Genomic DNA, 21,886 nt, shown 5'->3' on the forward strand with positions numbered 1-21,886 from the left:
CGTCCGCGGCTCAGCCGAACGTGCGTCCCTCGCCGCGGTACGTGGGCACGCTGCGCTCGATCCGGTCACCGCGGACGAGATGGACGACGTCGAAGCGCTCCATGAGCTCGCCCGCCTTCGCGTGGCGCAGCCACACGCGATCGCCGACCGCGAGGTCCGTCCCGCGCGGCAGACGCACGGGCGTCTGGACCTCGCCCGCACCCTCGGAGCCCGTGAGGCGCAGCCCGGCGGGCGCCGTGAGGCGCGGCTCGCGCGCGTGCCCGGGCGGGCCCGACGCGATGTACCCGCCGCCGAAGAGCGTCGCGAGACCGGGCGCGGGACGACGCACGACGTCGAGCCCGAAGAACGCCGACGGGCGCGGTTCGAAGCTCCGGTAGCCGTCGAACAGACCCGGCACGTAGAGACCCGAGCCTGCCGTGACCTCGGTGACCGCCGGGTCCGCCGAGCTCGTCGCGAGCGAGCCCGAGCCGCCCGAGTTCACGAGGCTGAGCCCGCGCCCCAGCACGTCCTCGACCCCAGCCCTCACGACCCCGCGGCGCCGGTCGAGGTCCGCGACCGAACGCGCCTTGACGAACCGCACGGCCGGGCTCGCGTCGGGCAGACCAGCGACCTGCGCCTCGTAGAACATGAGCCCGCCGACGACGAGCCCCGGCAGAAGGTCGACAGCGCGGGCGACGCGCACGACATCGCCGACCTCGTGCAGCGGCGAGCGGCGCGTGCCGAGATGCACGCGGAAGCGCCCGACGCCCGGACGCCACGACGCGTCGACGTCGAGGCACACGCGCACGTCGGGGCCGTCCGTCCCCGCGAGCGCGTCGGACGCGAGGCGCGCCTGCGCGACGTCGTCGACCATGAGCGTCACCGCGGCCCGCGCCGCGGGCGAGGCCGCGAGCGCCGCGAGCGCCCTCCTGTCGACGACCGGGTAGCCGAGCAGCACGTCGTCGTGGCCGTGCTCGACGAGCCACAGCGCCTCGGCGAGCGAGAACGCCATGATCCCCGCCCAGCCCGGCCGCGCGAGGACGTGGTCGAGGAGCGTGCGCACGCGCACGGACTTCGATGCGAGGCGCACGGGCGTGCCGCCCGCACGCCGGACGAGGTCGTCGGCGTTGGACTCGAGGACGTCGAGGTCGACGACGGCGAGCGGAGCGGGCAGGTGGGCCGTCGCGGCGTCGAGACGGGCGCGCAGGGTGCTCATGCCGCCGAACATACCGCGACCTGCGCGTGGGTCGTTGACCACGGGGCCATCGAGGTCCGATAGTGCGGTGTGGCCATCGACGTCCTCTCCCGCGCCCCCCGCTCGCACGCCCCCGGCCCCGACGGCCTGTGGCGCAACTGGTCGGGCTCCGTCACGTGCCGCCCGACAGCCTTCGTCGAGCCGTCCGACGCGGACGACGTCGCCCGGCACGTCGGGCAGGCGGTGGCCGACGGCCGCGGGGTGCGCGTCGTCGGCGGCGGGCACTCCTTCACGCCGCTCGTCGCGACGGACGGGGTCCTGCTGGGGCTCGACCGGCTCGCTTTCGTCGACGAGCCCGTGCCGCTCGCGGTGCCTGAGGGCCGCGCGACGCACACGGTGCGCGTCGGCGCGGGACTGCGGCTGCACGACCTCAACCTCGCGCTCACGCGGCTCGGCCTCGCGATGGGCAACCTCGGCGACATCGACCACCAGAGCGTCGCGGGTGCGATCTCGACGGGCACGCACGGCACGGGCGGCGTCGCGGCGGGCCTGTCGACGCAGGTGCGGGGTGTCGAGCTCGTCCTCGCCGACGGCACGCGCGTCACCGCGTCCCAGACCGAGCGGCCCGAGCTCTTCGAGTCCGCGCGCCTCGGTCTCGGCACGCTCGGCGTCCTCACGGCGGTGACGCTTGCCGTCGAGCCCGCCTACGTCCTCGAGGCGGTCGAGGAGCCGTGGCCCCTCGACCGTGTGCTCGACGGGCTCGAGGACCTGCTCGCCGCGAACGAGCACGTCGAGTTCTACTGGTTCCCCCACACGCGCCGCGCCCTCACCAAGCGCAACAACCGGCGTCCCGTGTCCGACACCCCGCTCGGGCGCGTGCGCGGGCTCGTCGACGACGAGCTGCTCTCCAACGGCCTCTTCGAGGTCGTCAACCGCGTCGGCCGCCTCGCGCCGCGCGCGATCCCCCGACTCAACGCGGTGAGCGCCCGCGCGCTCGGCGCGCGCCGCTTCACGGCGCCGTCGCACGAGGTGTACGTCTCGCCGCGGCGCGTGCGCTTCCGCGAGTCCGAGTGGGCCGTCCCCCACGAGGTGCTACTGCCGGTCCTCGCCGAGATCGACGCGTGGATCGAGTCGTCGGGCGAGACCGTCTCGTTCCCCATGGAGGTGCGCTTCGCGGCGCCCGACGACGTGTGGCTCTCGACCGCTCACGGCCGGCGCACCGCGTACGTCGCCGTCCACCAGTTCTGGCGGACCGACCCCACGCGGCTCTTCGCGGCCGTGCAGCGGATCATGGTCGCGCACGGCGGCCGACCGCACTGGGGCAAGGAGCACGCCGCCGGCATCGAGCACCTCCGGAGCGTCTACCCGCGGCTCGGCGACTTCCTCGACGTGCGTGCGGGCGTCGACCCCGACGGCGTCTTCCTCAACGCGCACGTGCGGCAGGTGCTCGGACTGTGAGCCCCGACGCCGGGCCAGGTCCGTCCGTCCGCGCGCTGCGGGAGCTCGCGCTCGCGCTGCCCGACGCCCGCAGCGACTTCCCCTTCGGGCCCGACGCCGAGGCGTTCCGCATCCACGGCCGCATGTTCGCCCTGCTCTCGAGCTCGCCCCGGGTGAGCGAGGAGCACGCGTTCGTCAACCTCAAGGTGGAGCCCGTGCTCGTCGACGGCCTCGTCGCGGCGCACGACGACGTCCTGCCCGGCTGGCACATGAACAAGCGGCACTGGGTGTCGCTCGTCCTCCACGACGACCTCGACCCCGAGCTGCTCGGGCAGCTCCTCGAGGACTCCTACGACCTCGTCGTCGCGAAGCTGCCGCTCGCGCTGCGGCCCCTCACGCACCGCGGCTGAGCCCGGGCGTCGGCCGCCCGCTCAGCCCTCGTCGGGCTGGATGAAGTCCGCGCCCGTCACCCAGCGCAGCCCCGAGAACGCGTCGTGCGCGATCGACAGCTCGACGAGCGAGCCGCTCTCCGTGAAGCGCCCGTAGCAGGACTCGGCCGTGCTGCCGTGCGTCGCCGCACGGCAGCCGTCCCACACGACACCCGTCGGCGGGTCACCGTCGAACCGCTCACGAACCTGCGTCGCGGCGTAGAACCCGACGTCGTACAGCCGCGCCTCCACCCACGCGTCGAACACGCAGCGCCCCGCGGACTCGGCCGTCACCGACGCGGGTGTGCCCGGGCAGCCCGGCGCGAGCTCCGCGGCAGGATCGGCGCCGAGCGTCCGGACGCGCTCGAGAGCGGACGCACCGCCGCCCTCGTCGGGGTTCCGCAGCAGCGCGTCGGCGTCGCCGCGCGTGAGGATCGCAGCGTTCGGTCGGTCACCGCACGCGAGCACGTACTCCGGCTCCATGTCGTTGTCACCGGCGAGGCCGGGCAGGAGCGCCAGCACGACCCGCGCGCCCTCGGCCGTCGCGTAGCCGAACGCGCGCGTCGCGCCAGCCGTCTCCGTGGCCGTGAGCTCGACGGGATCGGTCACGGTGAGGCTGCACGCCTCCGCGGCGAGCGCGCGTGCCGCACAGTCCTCGTCGACGAGGAACGTGTTGCGGGCGGCCGCGTCCTCGTCCTCCGCGATGACCGGACAGTCGAGCGGCGTGCGGTCGCCCGTCGTGAAGTGCGGCAGAGTCATCGGGGTCGTCGTCGACGGGGCGGGCGTCGTCGACGACGGGCCGGAGGGGCTCCCCGCAGGGTCCGCACACCCGACGAGCGCGCTCGCCGCGGCCGCGAACGCAATCGCGAGGAACGTCGCGCGACGGCGGAGCATGGCAACCTCCCGCGGAGACGGCTCCCGGACACCCTCGCCCGGTGCCCCGAGCCTAGACCCGGCGCCGGTGGCCGGACAACGAGGGCACAGCCCTAGTCGACGCTACGGTTCCGGCCCGGACGCAGCGAGAACGACAGGAGGATCGTCGCACCGACGATCGCAGAGACCGTCGTCAGCATGTCCGAGCCCCACGGCCGGACGATCTCGCGGTACGCGAGGTAGAGCAGGCCCACGCCGCCCACGAACGCCACGATCCTTGGTCCGAGTCCCTGCACGCGTCCTCCCCCGTCGGCACCGCTGTCCCGTGCATCCTGCCCGACGCTCGTAGCCTCCGCACGTCGGGGCGCCCACGGCGCCGGGAGCCCTCAGACGGCGACGACGAGCGCCGTCGCGACCGCGAGGATTCCCTCGCCCCTGCCGGTGAACCCGAGACCGTCCGTCGTCGTCGCGCTCACCGTCACGGGAGCGCCGCACGCCTCCGTGAGCGCCGCCGCCGCCTCGGCACGGCGCGGGCCCAGGCGCGGACGGTTGCCGACGACCTGAACCGCGACGTTGCCGATCTCGAAGCCCGCGGCCCGCACGCGTCGCGCGGCCTCGGCGAGCAGCACCGTGCCCGCCGCGCCCGCCCACTCCGGCTCGGAGGTCCCGAAGTTCGAGCCCAGGTCGCCCAGGCCCGACGCCGAGAACAACGCGTCCGCGGCCGCGTGCGCGGCGGCGTCCGCGTCCGAGTGACCTGCGAGGGGCCGCTCGCCCGGCCAGCTGAGGCCCGCGAGCGCGAGGTCGCGCGTGTCGTCGTCGGCCGCCCAGGCGTGGACGTCGACGCCGATGCCCGTGCGCGGCAGCGGGAACCCGCGACGTGCGTCGTCGGTGGTCATGGGGTGGTCTCCTCGTCGTGCGTGGGAACGGGGGTCTGCTCCGCGAGGAGCAGGCTCGCGAGCGCAATGTCGCGGCGCGTCGTGATCTTCAGCGCGAGGTCGTCGCCCTGCACAGCGTGCACCCGGTGCCCGGCGCGCTCGACGAGCGTCGCGTCGTCGGTCGCAGCCGTCGCCTCGTCGGAGCCGTCGACGCCCGCCGCGCGGGAGGCGGCGTGCGCGGCGTCGAGCGTCGCCCGGTCGAAACCCTGCGGGGTCTGGACGATGCCGAGCCCCGTCCGAGGCGTCGCGCCGAGCGCCGGCGTGCCGCCGTCGGGCAGCCGGCCACCGACGAAGGCGCCGTCGACGACGGTCTGGAGGGAGTCGACGACGGGCACGAGCGGCGTCACGGCGACGTGCCCGGCGGCGACGGCGCGCGCGACGCGCGCGACCACTGCGGGCGGTGTGAGGGCACGGGCCGCGTCATGGACGAGCACCGTGCCGTCGCCCGGTGGCAGCGCCGCGAGGCCCGCGGCGACCGATGCCTGACGGCTCGCCCCGCCCCGGACGACGGTGACGTCGGGCAGGGTTCCGTCGGGGAGCCGCAGCCCGACGAGCGCCGCGCGCACGTCCTCGACATGAGCGGCCGGAGCCGTGACGACGAGCGTCGTCACCTCGCCCGACGCGAGCAGACGTCGCGCGGCGTGGACGAGCAGGGGGACGTCGTCGAGCGGGACGAGGGCCTTGGGGAGCGTCGACCCGAGGCGGGAGCCGGAGCCGGCGGCCGTGAGGATCGCGGAGCGGAGCATGCCCCGAACCTACCGCCCCGCCCAGCTCTCCCCGACTCGTAGCGCTCCTGCACACGCCGGAGCGTGCAGGAGCGCTACGAGTCGAGAAGCTGGAGCGACTCGTAGGGCTCCAGCACCATCGAACCGTGCTCCGGACCTACGGGTCGCGGAGGGGACCGCCTCGACGGAAGGAGCCCCGCACCGGGACGGTACGGGGCTCCTTCCGAGCATGCGAGGCGCGCGTCAGGACGCGAGCACCTCGTCGAGGATGGCCTCGGCCTTCTCCTCCTCGGTGTGCTCGGCAAGAGCGAGCTCCGAGACGAGGATCTGGCGCGCCTTCGAGAGCATGCGCTTCTCGCCGGCCGAGAGGCCCCTGTCGGCGTCGCGGCGCGAGAGGTCACGGACGACCTCTGCCACCTTGATGACGTCACCCGACGCGAGCTTCTCGAGGTTGGCCTTGTAGCGGCGGGACCAGTTGGTCGGCTCCTCGGTGTAGGGCGCACGGAGCACCTCGAACACCTTGTCGAGCCCCTGCTGGTCGACGACGTCGCGGACACCCACGAGGTCGACGTTCTCTGCAGGGACCTCGATCGTCAGGTCGCCCTGGGCGACCTTGAGCTTGAGGTAGACCTTGTCCTCTCCCTTGATCGTCCGAGTCTTGATCTCCTCGATCAGCGCAGCACCGTGGTGCGGGTAGACGACGGTCTCCCCCACTGAGAAAGTCATTGGATTGGATCCCCTTTCGCGGACAACCATCTTACCACGAAAAAGGGCGGAATCACGGGGGCCGTCCGGCCTCGTGCACGCTCCGTGGACATGGCCCGGCGCTCCGACCACCGTCGTAGCACTAGGGTTGGACCGGGACACCCCTACCACACGACCACCGCGACCTCCTGGGACCCACGTCCGGAGCGCACCGCGGAACGAGCATCCAGGAGCACACGTGAACCGCCTGCAGACCCGCACCGGCCGCGGGGCCGCCGCCGCCCTCTCCCTCGCTGTCGTCGCGGGCCTCGCCGCCTGCTCGCCCATCACGACGCACCGCCCGTACGCAGCGTCCGACGGCATCCGTGTCGATGTCGCCTCGGGCGTCACCGTCGAGAACCTTCTCGTGCTCACGTCGGCGAAGGGCGCCCCCGGTGCCGTCCAGGCCGGCCTCGTCAACGCCACCGCCGCCGACGTCACGATCGCGATCGACACGCTCCGCTTCGACGTCCCCGCCGGCTCCACCGTCATCCTCGGCGGCGAGTCCGGCGAGACCGCGAGCCTCGCCGCCGTCGACGTCGCGCCCGGCGCCGTCCTGCGCGTCGCCGTCGGCACCCCGGACGACGCGACGCAGGTCCCCGTGCCCGTCCTCGACGGATCGCACGCCGACTACGCGCCGTACGTGCCCGCCGCGTCCTGACGCTCCCGCGAACGACGCACGAGCCCCGGCACCCTGAGGGTGCCGGGGCTCGTGCGTTCCTAGGTCCCGCCTGCCGCGACCGTGGACGGCGACCGCGACGGACCGGACGACGCCCGGCCGCGATGGGGTACGGCCGGACGTCGCCAGGTCATGCGGGACTCACCCGAAGCGGCCCGAGATGTAGTCCTCCGTCGCGGGGACGGACGGCGACGAGAACATCGTCGGCGTGTCCGCCATCTCGATGAGCCTGCCCGGCTGCCCCGTGCCCGCGATGTTGAAGAACGCCGTGCGGTCCGAGACGCGCGCCGCCTGCTGCATGTTGTGGGTGACGATGACGATCGTGTAGTCGTTCTTCAGCTCGCTCATGAGGTCCTCGATCGCGAGCGTCGAGATCGGGTCGAGCGCGGAGCACGGCTCGTCCATGAGGAGCACCTGCGGCTCGACCGCGATCGCACGCGCGATGCACAGGCGCTGCTGCTGGCCGCCCGAGAGCGACGAGCCCGGCTTGTCGAGACGGTCCTTCACCTCGTTCCAGAGGTTCGCGCCACGCAGCGAGCGCTCGACCGTGTCGGCCGCTTCCGAGCGCGAGATCCGCTTGTTGTTGAGGCGGACGCCCGCGAGGACGTTGTCCGCGATCGACATCGTCGGGAACGGGTTGGGGCGCTGGAAGACCATGCCGACCTGGCGGCGGACCTGCACCGGGTCGACCTCGGACGCGTAGAGGTCCTGGCCGTCCATGACGGCGCGCCCCTCGACGCGCGCGCCCGGGATGACCTCGTGCATGCGGTTGAGCGTGCGGAGGAACGTCGACTTGCCGCAGCCCGACGGGCCGATGAGGGCGGTGACCGAGCGAGGCTCGATCGCCATCGACACGCCCTCGACCGCGAGGAAGTCTCCGTAGTAGACGTCGAGGTTCTCGACGTCGATGCGCTTGGACATGGGAGGAGGCCTTTCGGTGGCTCAGCGGCCGGTCTTGGGGCTGAACGCCCGCGAGATGCCACGCGCCACGAGGTTGAGGAGCATGACGATGAGGATGAGGGTGAGGGCTGCGGCCCAGGCACGGTCGACGCCCACGCCGCCCTGCTGGTACTGCGAGTACGCGAACACCGGCAGCGTGGCCATGCGCCCCTCGAAGACGTCCCAGTTGGTGCGCGTGATCATGCCGACCGTGATGAGCAGCGGCGCCGTCTCGCCGATGACCCGGGCGATCGCGAGCATGACGCCCGTGACGATGCCGGCGACCGACGTCCGCAGGACGACCTTGAGGATCGTCAGCCACTTCGGCACGCCGAGCGCGTACGACGCCTCACGGAGCTCGTTCGGCACGAGGCGCAGCATCTCCTCGACGGACCGGATGACGACGGGCGTCATGAGGACCGCGAGCGCGACCGCCCCCATGAGCCCCGAGCGGTATGCAGGGCCCATGACGAGCGTGAAGAGCGCGAACGCGAAGAGGCCGGCGACGATCGACGGGATGCCCGTCATGACGTCGACGAAGAACGTGATGCCCTTGGCGAGCGGGCCGCGCCCGTACTCGACGAGGTAGATCGCGGTGAGCAGGCCGATCGGCACCGAGATGAGCGTCGCGGTGAGCGTCACCATGAGCGTGCCGACGATCGCGTGCGCAACGCCGCCCGACGTCATGTCGCCGAAGATGCCGACCATGTCAGTCGTGAGGAACGTGCCCGAGAAGAGGACGAGGCCGCGCGAGCCGACCGTCCACAGCAGCGAGACGAGAGGGACGAGCGCCAGCAGGAACGCGACCGTGACGAGCGTCGTCGCGAGCCGGTCCTTCGCGCGGCGCGGACCCTCGACGTAGCGGGACGCCGCCGTGAGCGCGATCGCGTGGAGCAGGGCGGTGAGCGCGGCGACCGTCGTCGGCGTCGGCTCGCCCGTGAGGGCGAGCCCGCCCCCGGCGACGAGCGCCGAGCCTGCGAGCGAGGCCCACGGCGCCCAGCGCGGCAGACGGTTGCCTGTGAGGGAGAGAGCAGAGCTCGCGGTGGCGGTAGCGAGGGACATCAGTTGGCTCCGGAGAACTCGGCCCGGCGGGCGATGATCCAGCGCGCGACCATGTTGACCGCGAGCGTGATGACGAAGAGCGCGAGGCCCGTGGCGATGAGCACCGACACCGACAGGCCGGAGGCCTCCGGGAACTTCGCGGCGATGTTCGCCGCGATCGACTGGTGCTGGCCGGGCTTGAGGAGGAAGAACGAGAAGAGGTACCCGGGCGAGAGGATCATGAGGACCGCCATCGTCTCGCCGAGCGCGCGGCCCAGGCCGAGCATCGACGCCGAGACGAGTCCCGAGCGACCGAACGGCAGGACCGCCATACGGATCGTCTCCCAGCGGGTCGCGCCGAGCGCGAGCGCCGCCTCCTCGTGGAGGACGGGCGTCTGGAAGAACACTTCGCGCGAGACCGCAGTGATGATGGGGATGATCATCACCGCGAGGACGGTCGCGGCCGCGAGCACGTTGCGCGCGGGCGCCGTGTAGCCGGCGAACAGCGGGATGAACCCCAGCGCGTCCGAGAGCCACCGGAAGATCGGGTCGAGCACGGGTGCGAGCCACAGCGCGCCCCACAGGCCGTAGACGACCGACGGGATCGCGGCGAGCAGGTCGATGACGTACCCGAGCGCCTGTGCGGCGCGGCGCGGCGCATAGTGCGTGATGAACAGCGCGATGCCGAGCGACAGCGGCACCGCGAGCGCGAGCGCGAGGAGCGCCGAGAGCAGCGTGCCGAAGACGAGCGGGCCCACGTACGTGAGCAGCGACTGACCGTTCATCCAGGAGATCTTCGCGAGCTCGTCAGGGCTCGCCGTGAGCGCGGGCCACGCCCGCATGACGAGGAAGCCTGCGACGGCCGCGAGGACGACGAGGATGAGCACACCCGTCGCGCCCGAGACGCCCTTGAAGATCTTGTCGGCGACGCGCGAGGCGCCGCTCGCGCGCAGGGAGACCGCGGGTGCGGCCGCCTGAGCGGGGTTCGGGACCCGGCGGTCCACGTCCGTGGGCCCGGGCGCTGCCCAGGCCGAGCTGTCGTCGTGCATGTCCTCGTCCATCGTCGCGTCGTACGTGCGGCGGCCGTCCGCCGGCACCCCTGCGGGGGTGCCGGCGGCGGCGGTCGTCATGGCCCCGCGAGGGGCCTGCCCACCGTCCTCGACGGCGGCGTCCGGGAGTGGTCCGCCCGGGAGGGGGGTGGGCACGGGGTCACTTCACCGAGATCGAGTCGATCGCGGCCTGGATCTTCGTGCGCAGGTCCGCCGAGATCGGCGCGGAGCCCGCGACGTCGGCCTGCGCCGAGCGGGCCTGGCCCTCCTCCGAGGCGACGTACGTGAGGAACGCCTTGACGTTGGCGACGTCCGCGGCGTTCTCGTAGACCGAGCACGCGATGTCGTAGGAGACGAGGACGACCGGGTAGGCGCCGGCGGCCGTCGTCGTGCGGTCGAGCTCGATGACGAGGCGCTTGTCCGTCGCACCCTCGGCGGCGGGCGACGCGTCGACGACCTTGGCCGCGGCCTCCGCGGAGTACGGGACGTACGCGTCCCCGACCTTGACCGCGATGGTGCCGAGGTCACCGGCGCGCGAGGCGTCGGCGTAGCCGATCGTGCCCTCGGCCGCCTTGACCGTGTCGACCATGCCCGACGTGCCGTTGCCCGACTGACCGCCCGAGACGGGCCAGTCGCCCGACGGCTCGTGCGTCCACGCGCCCTCGCCGGCCGCGGCGAGGTACTCGGTGAAGTTCTCGGTCGTGCCCGACTCGTCGGAGCGGTTGACCGGGATGATCGCGAGGTCCGGGAGCTCGACGCCCTCGTTCTGCGCGGCGATCGCCGGGTCGTTCCACTTCGCGATCTTGCCGTCGAAGATCTGCGAGATCGTCTTCGCGTCGAGGTTGATGTTCGCCGCCGAGACCTGCGGGAGGTTGTAGATCACCGCGATGGGCGAGATGTAGACGGGAAGCTCGAGGGCCTCGCCGCCGAAGCAGCGCGTGGCGGCTGCCGTGATCTCCTCGGGCTTGAGCGCCGAGTCGGAGCCTGCGAAGAGCGTCGAGCCCGCGAGGAACTGCTCGCGGCCCGCGCCCGAGCCGGCACCGTCGTAGGAGAACTGGACGTCCGGGGCGAGGTCCGCGAAGCCCGCGGCCCAGCCCTCCATGGCCTTGCCCTGCGACGAGGCGCCGGCGCCGGCGAGCGTGCCGCTCAGCCCGGCCGGGGCCTCGGAGGTCGTGTCACCGGAACCGGTGGAGCCGGTGGCGCCGGGGGTCGTCTCGTTCGAGTCGCTGCAGGCGGCGAGAGCGAACGCGAGGGCGCCGACGGCCACGAGGGACCCGGCGCGACGGCTGGTGCGGCTGATGCTCACTGGAGTTCCATCCTGAAGTCTGTCGCCGCAGGTCTTGTGCCTGCGATCTACCTCGGACGTTAGGGAGCGAAGATGACCCGGTCGGGTGACGACGGTGAACCGCCGGTGAACAGCCCCCGAAGTCGTCGGACGCCTCGTGCGCGCGCACTACAACAGTGTCGGCGAGGGGTCGGGAGGGTGACGGACCCGTCACGACGACGGGCGCTCCCGCGCACGACGGAGGGGGCCGCCCCGGCAGCGCCGGGACGACCCCCTCTCGCGGGACGACTCAGTCGTCGGTGAGCTTGTAGCCCAGCCCGCGGACCGTGACGAGCAGCGTCGGGCTGCCCGGGTCCGCCTCGATCTTCGCGCGGATGCGCTTGACGTGGACGTCGAGCGTCTTCGTGTCCCCGACGTAGTCCGATCCCCACACGCGGTCGATGAGCTGCCCCCGCGTGAGGACGCGGCCGACGTTGCGCATGAGCAGCTCGAGCAGCTCGAACTCCTTGAGCGGGAACGCCACCTGCTGCCCGTCGACCGTGACGACGTGGCGGTCGACGTCGAGGCGCACGTTGCGCGCCTCGAGCACCGCGCCATCGTCGACGACCTCGGAGCGCGCGCTCGTCGCCGCGGCCGTCGCGGCCGTGACCTCCGCGTGCCGGCGGAGCACGGCCCGCATGCGGGCCAGCAGCTCACGGAACGAGTACGGCTTCGTCATGTAGTCGTCGGCCCCGATCTCGAGCCCCACGACCTTGTCGATCTCACCGTCCTTCGCCGTGAGCATGATGACGGGCACGTTCGAGCGCACGCGCAGCTCACGGCACACCTCGATGCCCGAGAGGCCCGGGAGCATGAGGTCGAGCAGGACGAGGTCCGCCCCGCCCTCGTCGAACGCCGTGAGGGCGTCGGGGCCCGTGCCGACAGCGACGACCTCGTACCCTTCCCGACGGAGCTGGTACGTGAGCGGCTCGGCGTAGGACTCCTCGTCCTCGACGACCAGGATGCGGGTCATGCGTCCTCTTCCTTCTCGGCGACGACCGTCGCCACTCCGACTGCTTCCGTCGCGACGTGCGCCGCGGGGATCTTCATGGTGAATGTGGAACCCTGTCCCGGCTGGGACCAGATGGTGATCTCGCCGCCGTGGTCGGCGACGACGTGCTTGACGATGCTCAGGCCGAGGCCCGTGCCGCCCGTCTCGCGCGAGCGCGCCGGGTCGACCCGGAAGAAGCGCTCGAAGATGCGGTCCTGGACCTCGCGCGAGATGCCGACGCCCTGGTCGACGACCGAGATCTCGACGAAGTCCTGCGAGCTGCGCACGCCGACCGTCACCGACGAGCCGTCCGCGGAGTAGTTGACCGCGTTGTCGAGCAGGTTGCGCAGCGCGGTGACGAGCAGGTTGTGGTCGCCGTACACGGCCGCGTCGAGGTCGCCCGCGCTCGCGAGGCGGATGTTGCGTCCCGTCGCCGTCGTACGCGCCCGGTCGACCGACTCCTCGACGATCCCGCGCACCGCAACGGCCTGCACCTGCGTGAGCGCCCCCGCCGACTGCAGGCGCGAGAGCTCGATGACCTCGTGGACGAGCGCACCGAGGCGCGCCGACTCCTGCTGCATGCGCCCCGAGAAGCGACGCACGGCCTCAGCGTCGTCGGCCGCGTCGTGCACGGTCTCCGCGAGCAGCGCGAGCGCCCCCACCGGCGTCTTGAGCTCGTGGGAGATGTTGACGACGAAGTCCCGACGGATCGCCTCGAGCCGACGCGCCTCCGTCCGGTCCTCCGCGAGGACGAGCACGTGGTGGGCGTCGACCTGCGCGACCCGCACCTGCAGCAGCACGTCGCCGCGGCCCGACGGTCCGCGCGGCAGCTCGATCTCGACGTCGAGGATCTCCCCCGTGCGCCGCACCGAGGCCACCATGTCCTCGACGGCCTTGTGCGTGAGCGCGTCGTGCCGCACGAGACCCAGCGCGTACGCAGGGGCCGACGCCCGCACGATCTCGTCGTTCTCGCCGACGACGACCGCCGCCGAGCGCAGCACCGCGAGCGCCCGCACGAATCCCTCGTCGAGGTCAGCGGGCGGGCCGACGGGCACGACACGCTCGCGCCGCTCGTTCCACAGGAACAGGAGCGTCGCGAACACGCCGGTGATGAGGCCGACGACGCCGGAGATGACGATGAGGAGTCCGTCCACGTGCCCCAGCGTAGGCGGGACGCGCGCGTCCACCTCACTGCGCGAGGCCGTTGCGACGACTGCTCGCCCGAAGTTCACCGAGGGCGCTCCTGCCGTTCACCTGGACGTGGGCCGGCGCTGTGAGAGTGGGCCGGGGCCGATGCGCCCCCGGCCGCTCGGGCCGCAGTCCCGGGCCGGCCGACTCCCCCGACCGTCTCCCCGACCGCCTTCGCGGGCGGGAGGCGGCCCCGGCCGCACGGCCGACCACGACCGAAGGAAGTAGACATGCGCGGAATCTTCGAGGCCGAGCTGCGGCAGATCGGTGACGACCTCACCGCGATGGCGCGGCTCGTCGAGTCGGCGATCAAGGACGCCGGGACGGCGCTGCTCGAGGCCGACCTCGGGCTCGCCCAGTCCGTCGTCGAGAAGGACGGCGAGATCGACGCCCTCGAGCGCGACCTCGACGAGCGGTGCGTGCTGCTGCTCGCGCAGCAGGCGCCCGTCGCGACCGACCTGCGCGTCGTCGTCTCGGCGCTGCGCATCTCCTCGACGCTCGAGCGCATGGGCGACCTCGCCCGGCACATCGCGCAGGTCGCTCGCGGGCGCTACCCCCGGCCCGCCGTCGCCGGCGACGTCGCGGCGACGTTCGCCCAGATGAACGCGGCCGCGGTGCACGTCGCCGAGCGCGTCGCCCAGCTGCTCGAGACGCGCGACCTCACGCTCGCGCACAAGATCGAGCGTGACGACGACCAGCTCGACGCCCTCCACCAGGACACGTTCGCGGCGCTGCTCGGCGGCGGCTGGGAGGGGACGCCGCAGGAGACCGTCGACGTCACGCTGCTCGGCCGCTACTACGAGCGGTTCGGCGACCACGGCGAGTCGATCGCGCGCCGCATGCTCTTCCTCGTCACGGGCGCCTTCGAGACGACGGAGGACTGAGGTCCTCTCAGCGCCGGAAGACGGCAGGACCCCCGGGAGCGTGGCTCCCGGGGGTCCTGCCGTCCGTCGTCAGACGGTCACTTCTTGCCCTGGTTGGCGACGGCCTTGATGGCCTCCGCCGCGGCGTCGGGGTCGAGGTACTGACCCGGCTTCACCGGCTTGAGGGTCTCCTCGTCGAGCTCGTAGACGAGCGGGATGCCCGTCGGGATGTTGAGGCCCGCGATGTCGTCGTCGGAGATGCCGTCGAGGTACTTGACGATCGCGCGCAGCGAGTTGCCGTGCGCGGCGACGAGGACGGTCTTGCCGGCCTTGAGGTCGGGCACGATCTCGGCGTCCCAGTACGGGAGCGCGCGCTCGAGGACGTCCTTGAGGCACTCGGTGAGGACCTGCGGGGCGTCGGCGTAGCGCGGGTCGGCGTCCTGGGAGAACTCCGAGCCGACCTCGATCGCGGGCGGCGGGACGTCGTAGGAACGGCGCCAGAGCATGAACTGCTCCTCGCCGAACTCGGCGAGCGTCTGGGCCTTGTCCTTGCCCTGGAGCGCACCGTAGTGACGCTCGTTGAGGCGCCAGGAGCGCTTCACGGGGATCCAGAGGCGGTCCGCGGAGTCGAGCGCGAGGTGCGCGGTGTTCATCGCACGACGCAGGAGGGAGGTGTGGACGACGTCCGGGAGGACATCAGCGTCACGGAGGAGCTGGCCTCCGCGCTTCGCCTCCTCGACGCCCTTCTCGGAGAGGGCCACGTCGACCCAGCCGGTGAACAGGTTCTTGGCGTTCCACTCGCTCTCGCCGTGGCGGAGCAGCACGAGGGTGTAGGTCATGGTCTCTATTGTGACGCACGCGGCCGTGCATGGACGGGGGACCTCGGTCCGTGGGACGCCGGACGTGGTCCTCAGCCCGTCGTGAGCTGCCGAAGCGTCGCGACCTCGTCGGCGCCGAGGCCGCACTCGACGACGAGGTCGCGGCTCGGTGTGCGTGACAGCCAGAGATCGTCGCCGCTGCGGCCCGTCGTCACCGGCAGCACCCCGAGCATCCGCAGGTGGGCGGACGCCGTCTGCGGGCGCAGCATGAGCGTCGTCCCGGCCGGGAACTCCCCCTGAGCCTCGCGCGACGTCGAGATCATCGACGGGTCGGCGCGCACGAGCTCGATCGCGGCCGCGCAGTCCACCTCCCACGCGATGACGACCCGCGAGCGCGCGGTGAGCGCGGCGGGCAGCGCGGCGAGGTCCTCGGGAGCGACGCCGTCGCGCATGTCGGCGGAGGGCGCGGCGACGCCGGCATGGACGATACGCCAGCCGGGCGGCGGGTCGAGGCTCGTGAGGGTGAGGGGAACGTCAGGACCGGGGCGTCCGACGAGGACGACCGAGGTCGAGCCGTCGAAACCCTCGGCGCGCGAGCCGTCGGCGTGGGAGTAGGACATCCCGAGGTCCACGACACCGGGCCACCACGAGCCCGTGACGAGGGCTGTCACGAGGACGACGATCCCGCCGACGACGGCCGCGGCACGCAGGCGCCGCGAACGCGGCGGGACGAGGAGGTCGAGCGTCTCGTCGCGCTCGGGGTCAGGTGTTGTCGCAGCCATTGTCACAATGTACTGTGACGATAGGACGACGACAAGACCGACCGGAGGATCGCATGACCAACCTGCTCGCACTCGGCATGGCCCTCCTCGCGCCGCTCGTCGTCGGTGGCGTCATCCTCGGCATCCTCCTCGCGCGACGGAGGGTGACGAGCGACGACGTCCTGTGGCTCGCCGGGACCGACGACGTCACGCCCGACGAGCAGGCCGTCTACGCCGACCACCTCGACCGTCACCGCACCTCACGCCTCTGGTGGGGCGCCGTAGGCCTCACCGTCGCCGTCGCGAGCGGCCTCCTCCTCGACCACGGCACCGTGAGCCTCGGGACGAGCAGCCTCGGCCCCGTGGGCGACGTCCTCTACTGCCTCGTCGCGGGCGTCGCCGTCGGTGCGCTCCTCGCCGAGAGCTACCGCCTGCGACGCCGACCCGGCCCGGCCTCGGCCTCCCTCGTCCCGCGTGCGCCGCTGCCCGCGCGCGGCGTACGGCGCGCGGCCCGGTTCATCGCGCTCGGCGCCCTCGCGCTCGGCATCGTCGACCTCGCCCTCGAACCCAGGCTCGGCACAGCGGCGCTCACCTTCGCCCTCCTCGCGCCGTGGCTCCTGTGCGAGGTCGTGCTCCGCACCGTCCGCGACCGCCCACGGCCCGCGCTCTCGCCGCGCGCCGAGCACGTCGACGCACGCCTGCGCGCCTTCGCCGCCGTCACCGTGAGCCGCCTCGAGCTCGCCGCCGCGCTGAGCGCCGCCGCCTGGCTCCTCGACCTCGACGGGCGCTGGAGCCGTCGCCACGACGCGATCGGCGCCACGGTCCTCGTCACAGGGCTCGGCCTGCTCGCCGCCGCCGTCGTCACGCTGTGGCACGCCGCGCCGCGCTCGCGCGGCCGGCGGCCGCTCCTGCCCGACGACGGCGGACCTGCCGGCCAGTTCGGCCTCGTGGGGGCCTCGGGCGGCCCCGCGCGCGAGGTCCCCACGCCCTCCGACGGCACGACCGCATGATCGTCACCGTCGACCCGACCTCGCCCGTGCCCGTGTTCGAGCAGCTCCGGGCGCAGATCGCGCGGCACGTCGCGGACGGCACGCTGCGACCGGGCGACACCCTGCCGCCCATCCGGCACCTCGCCGCCGACCTCGGCATCGCGCGCGGAACGGTCGCCAGGGTCTACGAGCAGCTCGCGCGCGACGGCGTCGTCCGCACCGCCGGACGCCACGGCACGATCGTGGCCGGGACCCAGGGCAGCCCGCCGGCCGCTCCGGCGCACGTCGAGGTGGACATCGCCGCCGACGCCCTCGCGAGCGTCATCCGGGCGGCCGGGCTCGACGACAGCGTCGCCCACGCGGCGCTCGCCGCAGCGCTCGGGCGCAACCGCACCTGACGAGCAGCCCGACCTACGCGACGCGCGAGCGCCGCACCTTCGCCGCGTCGCGGTAGACGTCGAGCATCCCGCGAGCCGCGGCCTCCCAGCCGAAGCTCGCTCCCACCACGGCCGCCCCCTCGCCGAGCCGCGCCCGCAGCGCGTCGTCGGCCAGCACCCTGTCGAGCGCCGCCGCCCACGCGCGCGGCTCGTGCCCCTCGACGAGCAGGCCCGAGACGCCGTCGACGACGACCGTCCGCAGCCCGCCCACGGCGGTCGCGACGACGGGCGTCCCGCACGCCTCCGCCTCCGCAGCGACGAGCCCGAACGACTCCGAGTGCGACGGCATCGCGACGATGTCCGCGCTGCGGTACCAGTCGCCGAGCGCCGAGCGCGGCACGGGCGGACGGAACAGCACGCGATCGCCCACACCCAGCCGGTCGGCGAGAACTGCCAGCTCCCGCACCGCCGTCGGACGCCCCGACGGACCCCCGCACACGACGACCCACGGCACCGGACGACCCTGCGCACGCAGCTCGGCCGCAGCCTCCACGAGCGTGTCCGGACCCTTGAGCGGCTGCACGCGGCCGACGAAGAGCACGAGCGGACCCTGCGGCAGACCGAGCCGGTCCCGCAGCGCAGGATCGTCGGCACCGCGCGGCCCCGGCACCGGCCGGAACAGCTCGAGGTCCGCGCCCGGCGCCACGACGTGCACCCGAGCCGGGTCCGCACCGTAGAGATCACGCAGCTCAGCAGCCTCGTCGGGCGTCGACGCGACGAGCGCGTCCGCCGCGTCGACGACCTGCTCCTCGCCGACGACGCGACCGTGCGGCTCCGGCACGTCGCCCGGCGCGAGCGCCGCGTTCTTCACCTTCGCCATCGTGTGCATCGAGTGGACGAGCGGCACGTCCCAGCGGTCAGCGGCGAGCCAGCCGACCTGCCCCGAGAGCCAGTAGTGCGAGTGCACGACGTCGTACCAGCCCGGACGGCGCGACGCCTCGGTGCGTAGGACGCCCGCCGTGAAGGCGCACAGCTGCCCCGGCAGCTCGTTCTTGTCGAGGCCCTCGTACGGCCCCGCCGGGACATGGCGGACGAGCACGCCCTCGCCGGCCTCGTGGACGTCGGGCTGCGCCGACGCCGTCGCGCGCGTGAAGATCTCGACGTGCGCGCCGAGCCCCGCGAGCGCGCGGGCGAGACCACGCACGTAGACGTTCATGCCGCCCGCGTCGCCCGTGCCGGGCTGCGCGAGGGGCGAGGTGTGCACCGAGAGCATCGCGACCCGCAGGCCGTCGGCGCGCACGACCTCACCGTCCGCGGGCGCGGACGTGCCGGGAAGGTCGATGAGGGCCATGACCTCAGTATCGACCAGCGACGAGCGTCGGGGCGGGTCGGTCCGGGAGACTCGGCACACCCTCACCCCCAGCGATGTCGGGATCGGGACGGATCGTCCGGAAGGTGGGCCGGAAGTCCTACGTGGTCCCGTGTTTAATCCCCGAGAGTGGTCCTATGACTGCACCGTCGGGAACCACGCCGAACCCGCTCGAGGCCCTGCGCGCGAAGCTCGCCGCCGAGCCGGCCGTCGTCGACGCCGCCGCACCCGTCGTCGACGCCGCGACGCTCGAGGACGACTACATCGTCTGTCACTGCACCAACGTCACGGCGGGCGAGCTCCGCGGTCTCATCCACGAGGCCGGCTGCTCGTCGCTCGAGGAGATCCAGCGCTGCACTCGTGCCGGCGGGTCGTGCGGCAAGTGCGTGCCGCTGCTCACCGAGGTCGTCTCGATCGAGCTCGGCCGCGCCGGCATCGCCTGACCCACCCCCTGCTCGACTCGTAGGTCTGGAGCACCATCCAACGGTGCTCCAGACCTACGAGTCGTCTCGCTGTGCCGACTCGCTGGGCGGCTGGACGAGGGCGGGCTACGCGACGACGACGCAGGACGGCTTGACCGGGAGGTCGAGGCGACCGACGACCTCGCCCGCCCCGTCCTCCGCGACGCGCACCGCGACGAGGCACGCGCCGCCCTGCGACGCGACGAGCACGAGGTCGTCGCCCGCAGGGACCCCGGCGGGCGAGTCCGCGCCGTGCCACACGCTCGCATGGCTCGGGATCGCGGGCGATGCGGCCGCCACGACGATCCCGTCCGCCCCGACCTGCGCGACGAGCGCGTGGTGGCGGGGCCAGGAGGCACCGAGCGGGGTGTCGGAGAGGTGCCGCAGGACCGTCGGGCGACCCTCCGCGTCGCGCTCGACGGCGAACGTCGCGAGGACGTCCGGCCCGCGCACGGTGACGTGCAGGCGCGTGCCGTCGGCGGACAGCGAGACGTGCGCCGGGTAGGAACCGCGCTCCGAGGGCGGCGACGAGCACGCCGCCTGCTCGCCGACGACCGTGCCGGAGCCGTCGTCCGCGAGCAGGTACGTCGTCACGCGCGAGTCGAGCTCGCCGACGACGAACGCGACGCCGTCCGGGTGGATCGCGACGTGACGCGGGCCCGAGCCCGGGTTCGCGCGCGCACCGACGCCGTCAGCCTCGACACGCACCTGGCCGTCGACGCCGTCAGGGCGCAGGGAGTAGCGGCGCAGCTCGTCGGTGCCGAGGTCGGCGACCCACGCGTACGCCCCGCCCGGCAGCTCCCACGCGGAGTGGACGTGCGCCTCGCCCTGACGGTCGGCGTTCGGGCCCGAGCCGAGGTGGACGTGCGTGACGCCGTCGCCCGTCGGGCGGCCGTCGGCGTCGAGCGGCACGACGGTGAACGTGCCCGAGCCGTAGTTCGACACGAGCAGCGCGCCGTCGTCCGGGCCCGCGACGATCGCCAGGTGGCACGGGTAGTCGCCGCCCGCGGCGAGGCGTGCGACCTCGGTGAGGGTGTCACCGTCGACGTCGTAGGCGACGACGAGGCCGTCGGGCGTCTCGCTCGTCGCCCACAGGGTGCGGCCCGAGGGGTGGAGCTCGACCCACGAGGCATGGGGCAGCTCGGCCGCGGTGCCGCGGTCGACGAGGGTGCCGTCGGGCAGGAGGTCGACGCGGCGCACGCCCGAGGGCTGCTCGGGGGCGTCGTCGCTGCTCGGGTACGTGCCGAGCCACAGGCGCACGGGGTCCACAGGGGTCCTTCCGTCGGGGCGGCGCTGCCGCGGTGGGGATGCTGCCCATCCTGCCAGCCCGCCGCCCCCGGACTCTCCCGGGCACCCGGAAGTCGCCGAGATAGCGGTCTGGAGCCGAGATAGCGGTCTGGGGACCGCTATCTCGGCTGGGGACCGCTATCTCGCGAGAGTGTGGATATCAGGACGGGAGGCGGGAGGAGGGGTTGGCGATGAGCCCGCGGAGGACCTCGACCGCTCCCCCGGTCATCGCGGCCTCGTCGCCGGCGACCGACGGCTCGACGACGAGGTCGGACCGGGGCGCGGTGAGCACGCGCGCGTCGAGCTCGGCCGTGACGTGGGCGCGGAGGTAGGGCTCGAGCGGGCCGTAGACGCCGCCGAGGACGACGTGCGCGACGTCGGTGAGGTTGACGAAGTTCGCGAGCGCGACGCCGAGCGCCCAGCCGGCGCGCGCGAGCGCGGCGAGCGCGGCCGTGTCGCCGTCGTCGGCCCGGGCACGGAGGTCCGCGACCGGGCCGAGCCGGTCGAGGCCCGCCGCGACCATGAGCGCGTCCTTGCCCGCGTACGCCTCGAGGCAGCCGCGGGCGCCGCACGCGCACTCGGGGCCGTCGGGCTCGACGGTCGTGTGCCCGAGCTCGCCGGACCAGCCGCGGACCCCGCCGAAGACGGCGTTGTCGTGAAGGAGCGCGCCACCGATGCCGACCTCGCCGGAGACGTAGAGGAAGCTCTGCAGGTGGCGGCTGCGAGCGCGCCACTCGGCGACGGCGGCGAGGTTGGCCTCGTTGGTGACGGTGAGGCCGAGGCGGTCGAACGGCGCGACCTCGCGCAGCGCGGAGAGGTCGACGTCGGCCCAGCCGAGGTTGGGCGCGAGACGCAGGCGGTCGGCGGAGGGGTCGACGAGGCCGGGCAGGGCGAGGATCGCGCCGATGACGTCGATCCCGCGGGCCTCGAGCCTGCCGACGACGGCCTCGGCGTGCGCGGTGAGGTCGGCGAGGACGACGGCGGGGTCGGACGCGTGGTGGTCGCCGGGGACGACGACGGACTCGAGGACGTCGCCCGCGAGGTCGACGGCGCGGACGCCGAGGTAGTCGACGTTGACCTCGAGGCCGAGGCCCGCGAGGGTTCCGCGCGCGGGGGTGAGCGGGACGGCGGGGCGTCCGGCGCTGCCCGTCTGGACCGGGTCGCCCTCGGCGAGGACGCGGGACTCGACGAGAAGGTCGACGAGCGCGGAGACGGTCGCGCGGGTGAGGCCCGTCGCTGCTGCGAGGTCGGCGCGCGAGACGGGGCCGTCGGCGTCGAGGACGTGACCGAGGACGAGCGAGAGGTTGTGCTCGCGCAGGCTCGCCTGACGCGCGGCCGTCCCCCGGGAAGGTCCGCGTCGCGCGTGCTGCTGGCTCGTCGACATGGGTTGACCCTACCGCCGGAGCGCGATAAGTTCATTCGCAATACAAAACT

At 73.4% G+C, this 21,886-nt stretch carries 24 protein-coding genes; 7 read left to right on the forward strand and 17 right to left on the reverse strand.

Annotation, left to right across the window (positions count from 1 at the left end; translation table 11 throughout):
• Positions 1 to 10 precede the first annotated feature (10 nt).
• Positions 11 to 1,195 carry an alanine racemase gene (locus tag G7063_RS12590; RefSeq protein ID WP_166414703.1) on the reverse strand — a complete coding sequence of 395 codons (1,185 nt, stop codon included), beginning with the start codon at positions 1,193 to 1,195 and terminating at the stop codon, positions 11 to 13.
• Positions 1,196 to 1,264: 69 nt separating this feature from the next.
• Here G7063_RS12590 and G7063_RS12595 point away from each other — a divergent pair, with 69 nt between their 5' ends.
• Together G7063_RS12595 and G7063_RS12600 are read left to right on the forward strand one after the other, a co-directional pair.
• Entirely contained in the window at positions 1,265 to 2,632 is a 1,368-nt protein-coding gene (locus G7063_RS12595; RefSeq protein ID WP_240916080.1) for a D-arabinono-1,4-lactone oxidase, read from the forward strand.
• Complete coding sequence (locus G7063_RS12600) at positions 2,629 to 3,021, forward strand: MmcQ/YjbR family DNA-binding protein (protein WP_240916081.1); 393 nt, start codon at positions 2,629 to 2,631, stop codon at positions 3,019 to 3,021. Before G7063_RS12595 ends, G7063_RS12600 begins: the two co-directional genes overlap by 4 nt.
• A 21-nt stretch (positions 3,022 to 3,042) precedes the next feature.
• Here the strand turns inward: G7063_RS12600 and G7063_RS12605 are convergent, their stop codons facing one another.
• The 5 genes from G7063_RS12605 to G7063_RS12625 all read right to left on the reverse strand — a co-directional run bounded on the left by G7063_RS12605 (position 3,043) and on the right by G7063_RS12625 (position 6,298).
• Positions 3,043 to 3,933 (reverse strand): hypothetical protein, encoded by an 891-nt coding sequence (locus tag G7063_RS12605; RefSeq protein WP_166414704.1) that lies wholly within the window; start codon positions 3,931 to 3,933, stop codon positions 3,043 to 3,045.
• A 92-nt stretch (positions 3,934 to 4,025) separates the two neighbouring features.
• On the reverse strand, positions 4,026 to 4,184 hold the full coding sequence (locus tag G7063_RS12610) for a hypothetical protein (protein WP_166414705.1): 159 nt from the start codon (positions 4,182 to 4,184) through the stop codon (positions 4,026 to 4,028).
• A gap of 114 nt (positions 4,185 to 4,298) precedes the next feature.
• Positions 4,299 to 4,808 carry a 2-C-methyl-D-erythritol 2,4-cyclodiphosphate synthase gene (ispF, locus tag G7063_RS12615; protein WP_166414706.1) on the reverse strand — a complete coding sequence of 170 codons (510 nt, stop codon included), beginning with the start codon at positions 4,806 to 4,808 and terminating at the stop codon, positions 4,299 to 4,301.
• Positions 4,805 to 5,593: a 2-C-methyl-D-erythritol 4-phosphate cytidylyltransferase gene (locus G7063_RS12620; RefSeq protein ID WP_166414707.1), complete on the reverse strand. Its 789-nt coding sequence runs from the start codon at positions 5,591 to 5,593 to the stop codon at positions 4,805 to 4,807. Before G7063_RS12620 ends, ispF begins: the two co-directional genes overlap by 4 nt.
• A 222-nt stretch (positions 5,594 to 5,815) precedes the next feature.
• A complete protein-coding gene (locus G7063_RS12625; RefSeq protein ID WP_166414708.1) occupies positions 5,816 to 6,298 on the reverse strand; it encodes a CarD family transcriptional regulator in 483 nt (160 codons plus the stop codon).
• Between the two features lie 217 nt (positions 6,299 to 6,515).
• Between G7063_RS12625 and G7063_RS12630 the strand changes: the two genes are divergently transcribed.
• On the forward strand, positions 6,516 to 6,977 hold the full coding sequence (locus G7063_RS12630; protein WP_166414709.1) for a hypothetical protein: 462 nt from the start codon (positions 6,516 to 6,518) through the stop codon (positions 6,975 to 6,977).
• Positions 6,978 to 7,136: 159 nt separating this feature from the next.
• Here the strand turns inward: G7063_RS12630 and pstB are convergent, their stop codons facing one another.
• The 6 genes from pstB to G7063_RS12660 form a co-directional block, all read right to left on the reverse strand.
• Entirely contained in the window at positions 7,137 to 7,916 is a 780-nt protein-coding gene (gene pstB / locus G7063_RS12635) for a phosphate ABC transporter ATP-binding protein PstB (protein WP_166414710.1), read from the reverse strand.
• A gap of 21 nt (positions 7,917 to 7,937) precedes the next feature.
• Positions 7,938 to 8,996 carry a phosphate ABC transporter permease PstA gene (pstA, locus tag G7063_RS12640; RefSeq protein ID WP_166414711.1) on the reverse strand — a complete coding sequence of 353 codons (1,059 nt, stop codon included), beginning with the start codon at positions 8,994 to 8,996 and terminating at the stop codon, positions 7,938 to 7,940.
• The gene (gene pstC / locus G7063_RS12645; RefSeq protein WP_370520712.1) at positions 8,996 to 10,180 is read right to left on the reverse strand and encodes a phosphate ABC transporter permease subunit PstC; all 1,185 of its coding nucleotides are present in this window, start codon (positions 10,178 to 10,180) and stop codon (positions 8,996 to 8,998) included. The genes pstA and pstC overlap by 1 nt, the downstream gene beginning before the upstream one ends.
• Before the next feature lie 4 nt (positions 10,181 to 10,184).
• On the reverse strand, positions 10,185 to 11,330 hold the full coding sequence (pstS, locus tag G7063_RS12650) for a phosphate ABC transporter substrate-binding protein PstS (protein WP_166414712.1): 1,146 nt from the start codon (positions 11,328 to 11,330) through the stop codon (positions 10,185 to 10,187).
• 268 nt (positions 11,331 to 11,598) lie between these two features.
• Positions 11,599 to 12,321: a response regulator transcription factor gene (locus G7063_RS12655; protein ID WP_166414713.1), complete on the reverse strand. Its 723-nt coding sequence runs from the start codon at positions 12,319 to 12,321 to the stop codon at positions 11,599 to 11,601.
• Entirely contained in the window at positions 12,318 to 13,493 is a 1,176-nt protein-coding gene (locus G7063_RS12660) for a sensor histidine kinase (RefSeq protein ID WP_370520713.1), read from the reverse strand. Before G7063_RS12660 ends, G7063_RS12655 begins: the two co-directional genes overlap by 4 nt.
• A 264-nt stretch (positions 13,494 to 13,757) precedes the next feature.
• Here G7063_RS12660 and phoU point away from each other — a divergent pair, with 264 nt between their 5' ends.
• Positions 13,758 to 14,411, forward strand: coding sequence for a phosphate signaling complex protein PhoU (phoU, locus tag G7063_RS12665; protein WP_166414714.1), 654 nt, complete (start codon positions 13,758 to 13,760; stop codon positions 14,409 to 14,411).
• 77 nt (positions 14,412 to 14,488) lie between these two features.
• Here phoU and G7063_RS12670 read toward each other — a convergent pair whose 3' ends face one another.
• Both G7063_RS12670 and G7063_RS12675 read right to left on the reverse strand, forming a co-directional pair.
• Complete coding sequence (locus G7063_RS12670; RefSeq protein WP_166414715.1) at positions 14,489 to 15,229, reverse strand: phosphoglyceromutase; 741 nt, start codon at positions 15,227 to 15,229, stop codon at positions 14,489 to 14,491.
• 71 nt (positions 15,230 to 15,300) lie between these two features.
• On the reverse strand, positions 15,301 to 15,990 hold the full coding sequence (locus G7063_RS12675; RefSeq protein WP_166414716.1) for a hypothetical protein: 690 nt from the start codon (positions 15,988 to 15,990) through the stop codon (positions 15,301 to 15,303).
• Between the two features lie 53 nt (positions 15,991 to 16,043).
• On the opposite strand from G7063_RS12675, the gene G7063_RS12680 reads away from it, so the two are divergent.
• Both G7063_RS12680 and G7063_RS12685 read left to right on the forward strand, forming a co-directional pair.
• A complete protein-coding gene (locus G7063_RS12680; protein WP_166414717.1) occupies positions 16,044 to 16,979 on the forward strand; it encodes a hypothetical protein in 936 nt (311 codons plus the stop codon).
• On the forward strand, positions 16,976 to 17,356 hold the full coding sequence (locus G7063_RS12685; RefSeq protein WP_166414718.1) for a GntR family transcriptional regulator: 381 nt from the start codon (positions 16,976 to 16,978) through the stop codon (positions 17,354 to 17,356). The genes G7063_RS12680 and G7063_RS12685 overlap by 4 nt, the downstream gene beginning before the upstream one ends.
• 13 nt (positions 17,357 to 17,369) lie before the next feature.
• Here the strand turns inward: G7063_RS12685 and mshA are convergent, their stop codons facing one another.
• Entirely contained in the window at positions 17,370 to 18,608 is a 1,239-nt protein-coding gene (mshA, locus tag G7063_RS12690) for a D-inositol-3-phosphate glycosyltransferase (RefSeq protein WP_240916287.1), read from the reverse strand.
• A 233-nt stretch (positions 18,609 to 18,841) separates the two neighbouring features.
• Between mshA and G7063_RS12695 the strand changes: the two genes are divergently transcribed.
• Entirely contained in the window at positions 18,842 to 19,147 is a 306-nt protein-coding gene (locus tag G7063_RS12695; RefSeq protein WP_166414720.1) for a (2Fe-2S)-binding protein, read from the forward strand.
• 105 nt (positions 19,148 to 19,252) lie between these two features.
• Here the strand turns inward: G7063_RS12695 and G7063_RS12700 are convergent, their stop codons facing one another.
• Positions 19,253 to 20,434, reverse strand: coding sequence for a beta-propeller fold lactonase family protein (locus G7063_RS12700; protein ID WP_166414721.1), 1,182 nt, complete (start codon positions 20,432 to 20,434; stop codon positions 19,253 to 19,255).
• 178 nt (positions 20,435 to 20,612) lie between these two features.
• The gene (locus tag G7063_RS12705; RefSeq protein WP_166414722.1) at positions 20,613 to 21,836 is read right to left on the reverse strand and encodes an ROK family transcriptional regulator; all 1,224 of its coding nucleotides are present in this window, start codon (positions 21,834 to 21,836) and stop codon (positions 20,613 to 20,615) included.
• Positions 21,837 to 21,886 lie beyond the last annotated feature (50 nt).

This window comes from Sanguibacter sp. HDW7 (assembly GCF_011300875.1).
GTDB lineage: Bacteria > Actinomycetota > Actinomycetes > Actinomycetales > Cellulomonadaceae > Flavimobilis.

Excerpts from the sequence above, each read along its gene's own strand:
- G7063_RS12670 (WP_166414715.1), bottom strand. The coding sequence starts at position 15,229 with ATGACCTACACCCTCGTGCTGCTCCGCCACGGCGAGAGCGAGTGGAAC.
- ispF (WP_166414706.1), bottom strand. The coding sequence starts at position 4,808 with ATGACCACCGACGACGCACGTCGCGGGTTCCCGCTGCCGCGCACGGGC.
- G7063_RS12695 (WP_166414720.1), top strand. The coding sequence starts at position 18,842 with ATGACTGCACCGTCGGGAACCACGCCGAACCCGCTCGAGGCCCTGCGC.
- G7063_RS12625 (WP_166414708.1), bottom strand. The coding sequence starts at position 6,298 with ATGACTTTCTCAGTGGGGGAGACCGTCGTCTACCCGCACCACGGTGCT.
- pstB (WP_166414710.1), bottom strand. The coding sequence starts at position 7,916 with ATGTCCAAGCGCATCGACGTCGAGAACCTCGACGTCTACTACGGAGAC.
- G7063_RS12655 (WP_166414713.1), bottom strand. The coding sequence starts at position 12,321 with ATGACCCGCATCCTGGTCGTCGAGGACGAGGAGTCCTACGCCGAGCCG.
- G7063_RS12680 (WP_166414717.1), top strand. The coding sequence starts at position 16,044 with ATGACCAACCTGCTCGCACTCGGCATGGCCCTCCTCGCGCCGCTCGTC.
- G7063_RS12705 (WP_166414722.1), bottom strand. The coding sequence starts at position 21,836 with ATGTCGACGAGCCAGCAGCACGCGCGACGCGGACCTTCCCGGGGGACG.
- G7063_RS12620 (WP_166414707.1), bottom strand. The coding sequence starts at position 5,593 with ATGCTCCGCTCCGCGATCCTCACGGCCGCCGGCTCCGGCTCCCGCCTC.
- G7063_RS12590 (WP_166414703.1), bottom strand. The coding sequence starts at position 1,195 with ATGAGCACCCTGCGCGCCCGTCTCGACGCCGCGACGGCCCACCTGCCC.
- G7063_RS12685 (WP_166414718.1), top strand. The coding sequence starts at position 16,976 with ATGATCGTCACCGTCGACCCGACCTCGCCCGTGCCCGTGTTCGAGCAG.
- mshA (WP_240916287.1), bottom strand. The coding sequence starts at position 18,608 with ATGCTCTCGGTGCACACCTCGCCCCTCGCGCAGCCCGGCACGGGCGAC.
- G7063_RS12605 (WP_166414704.1), bottom strand. The coding sequence starts at position 3,933 with ATGCTCCGCCGTCGCGCGACGTTCCTCGCGATTGCGTTCGCGGCCGCG.
- pstA (WP_166414711.1), bottom strand. The coding sequence starts at position 8,996 with ATGTCCCTCGCTACCGCCACCGCGAGCTCTGCTCTCTCCCTCACAGGC.
- G7063_RS12675 (WP_166414716.1), bottom strand. The coding sequence starts at position 15,990 with ATGGCTGCGACAACACCTGACCCCGAGCGCGACGAGACGCTCGACCTC.
- phoU (WP_166414714.1), top strand. The coding sequence starts at position 13,758 with ATGCGCGGAATCTTCGAGGCCGAGCTGCGGCAGATCGGTGACGACCTC.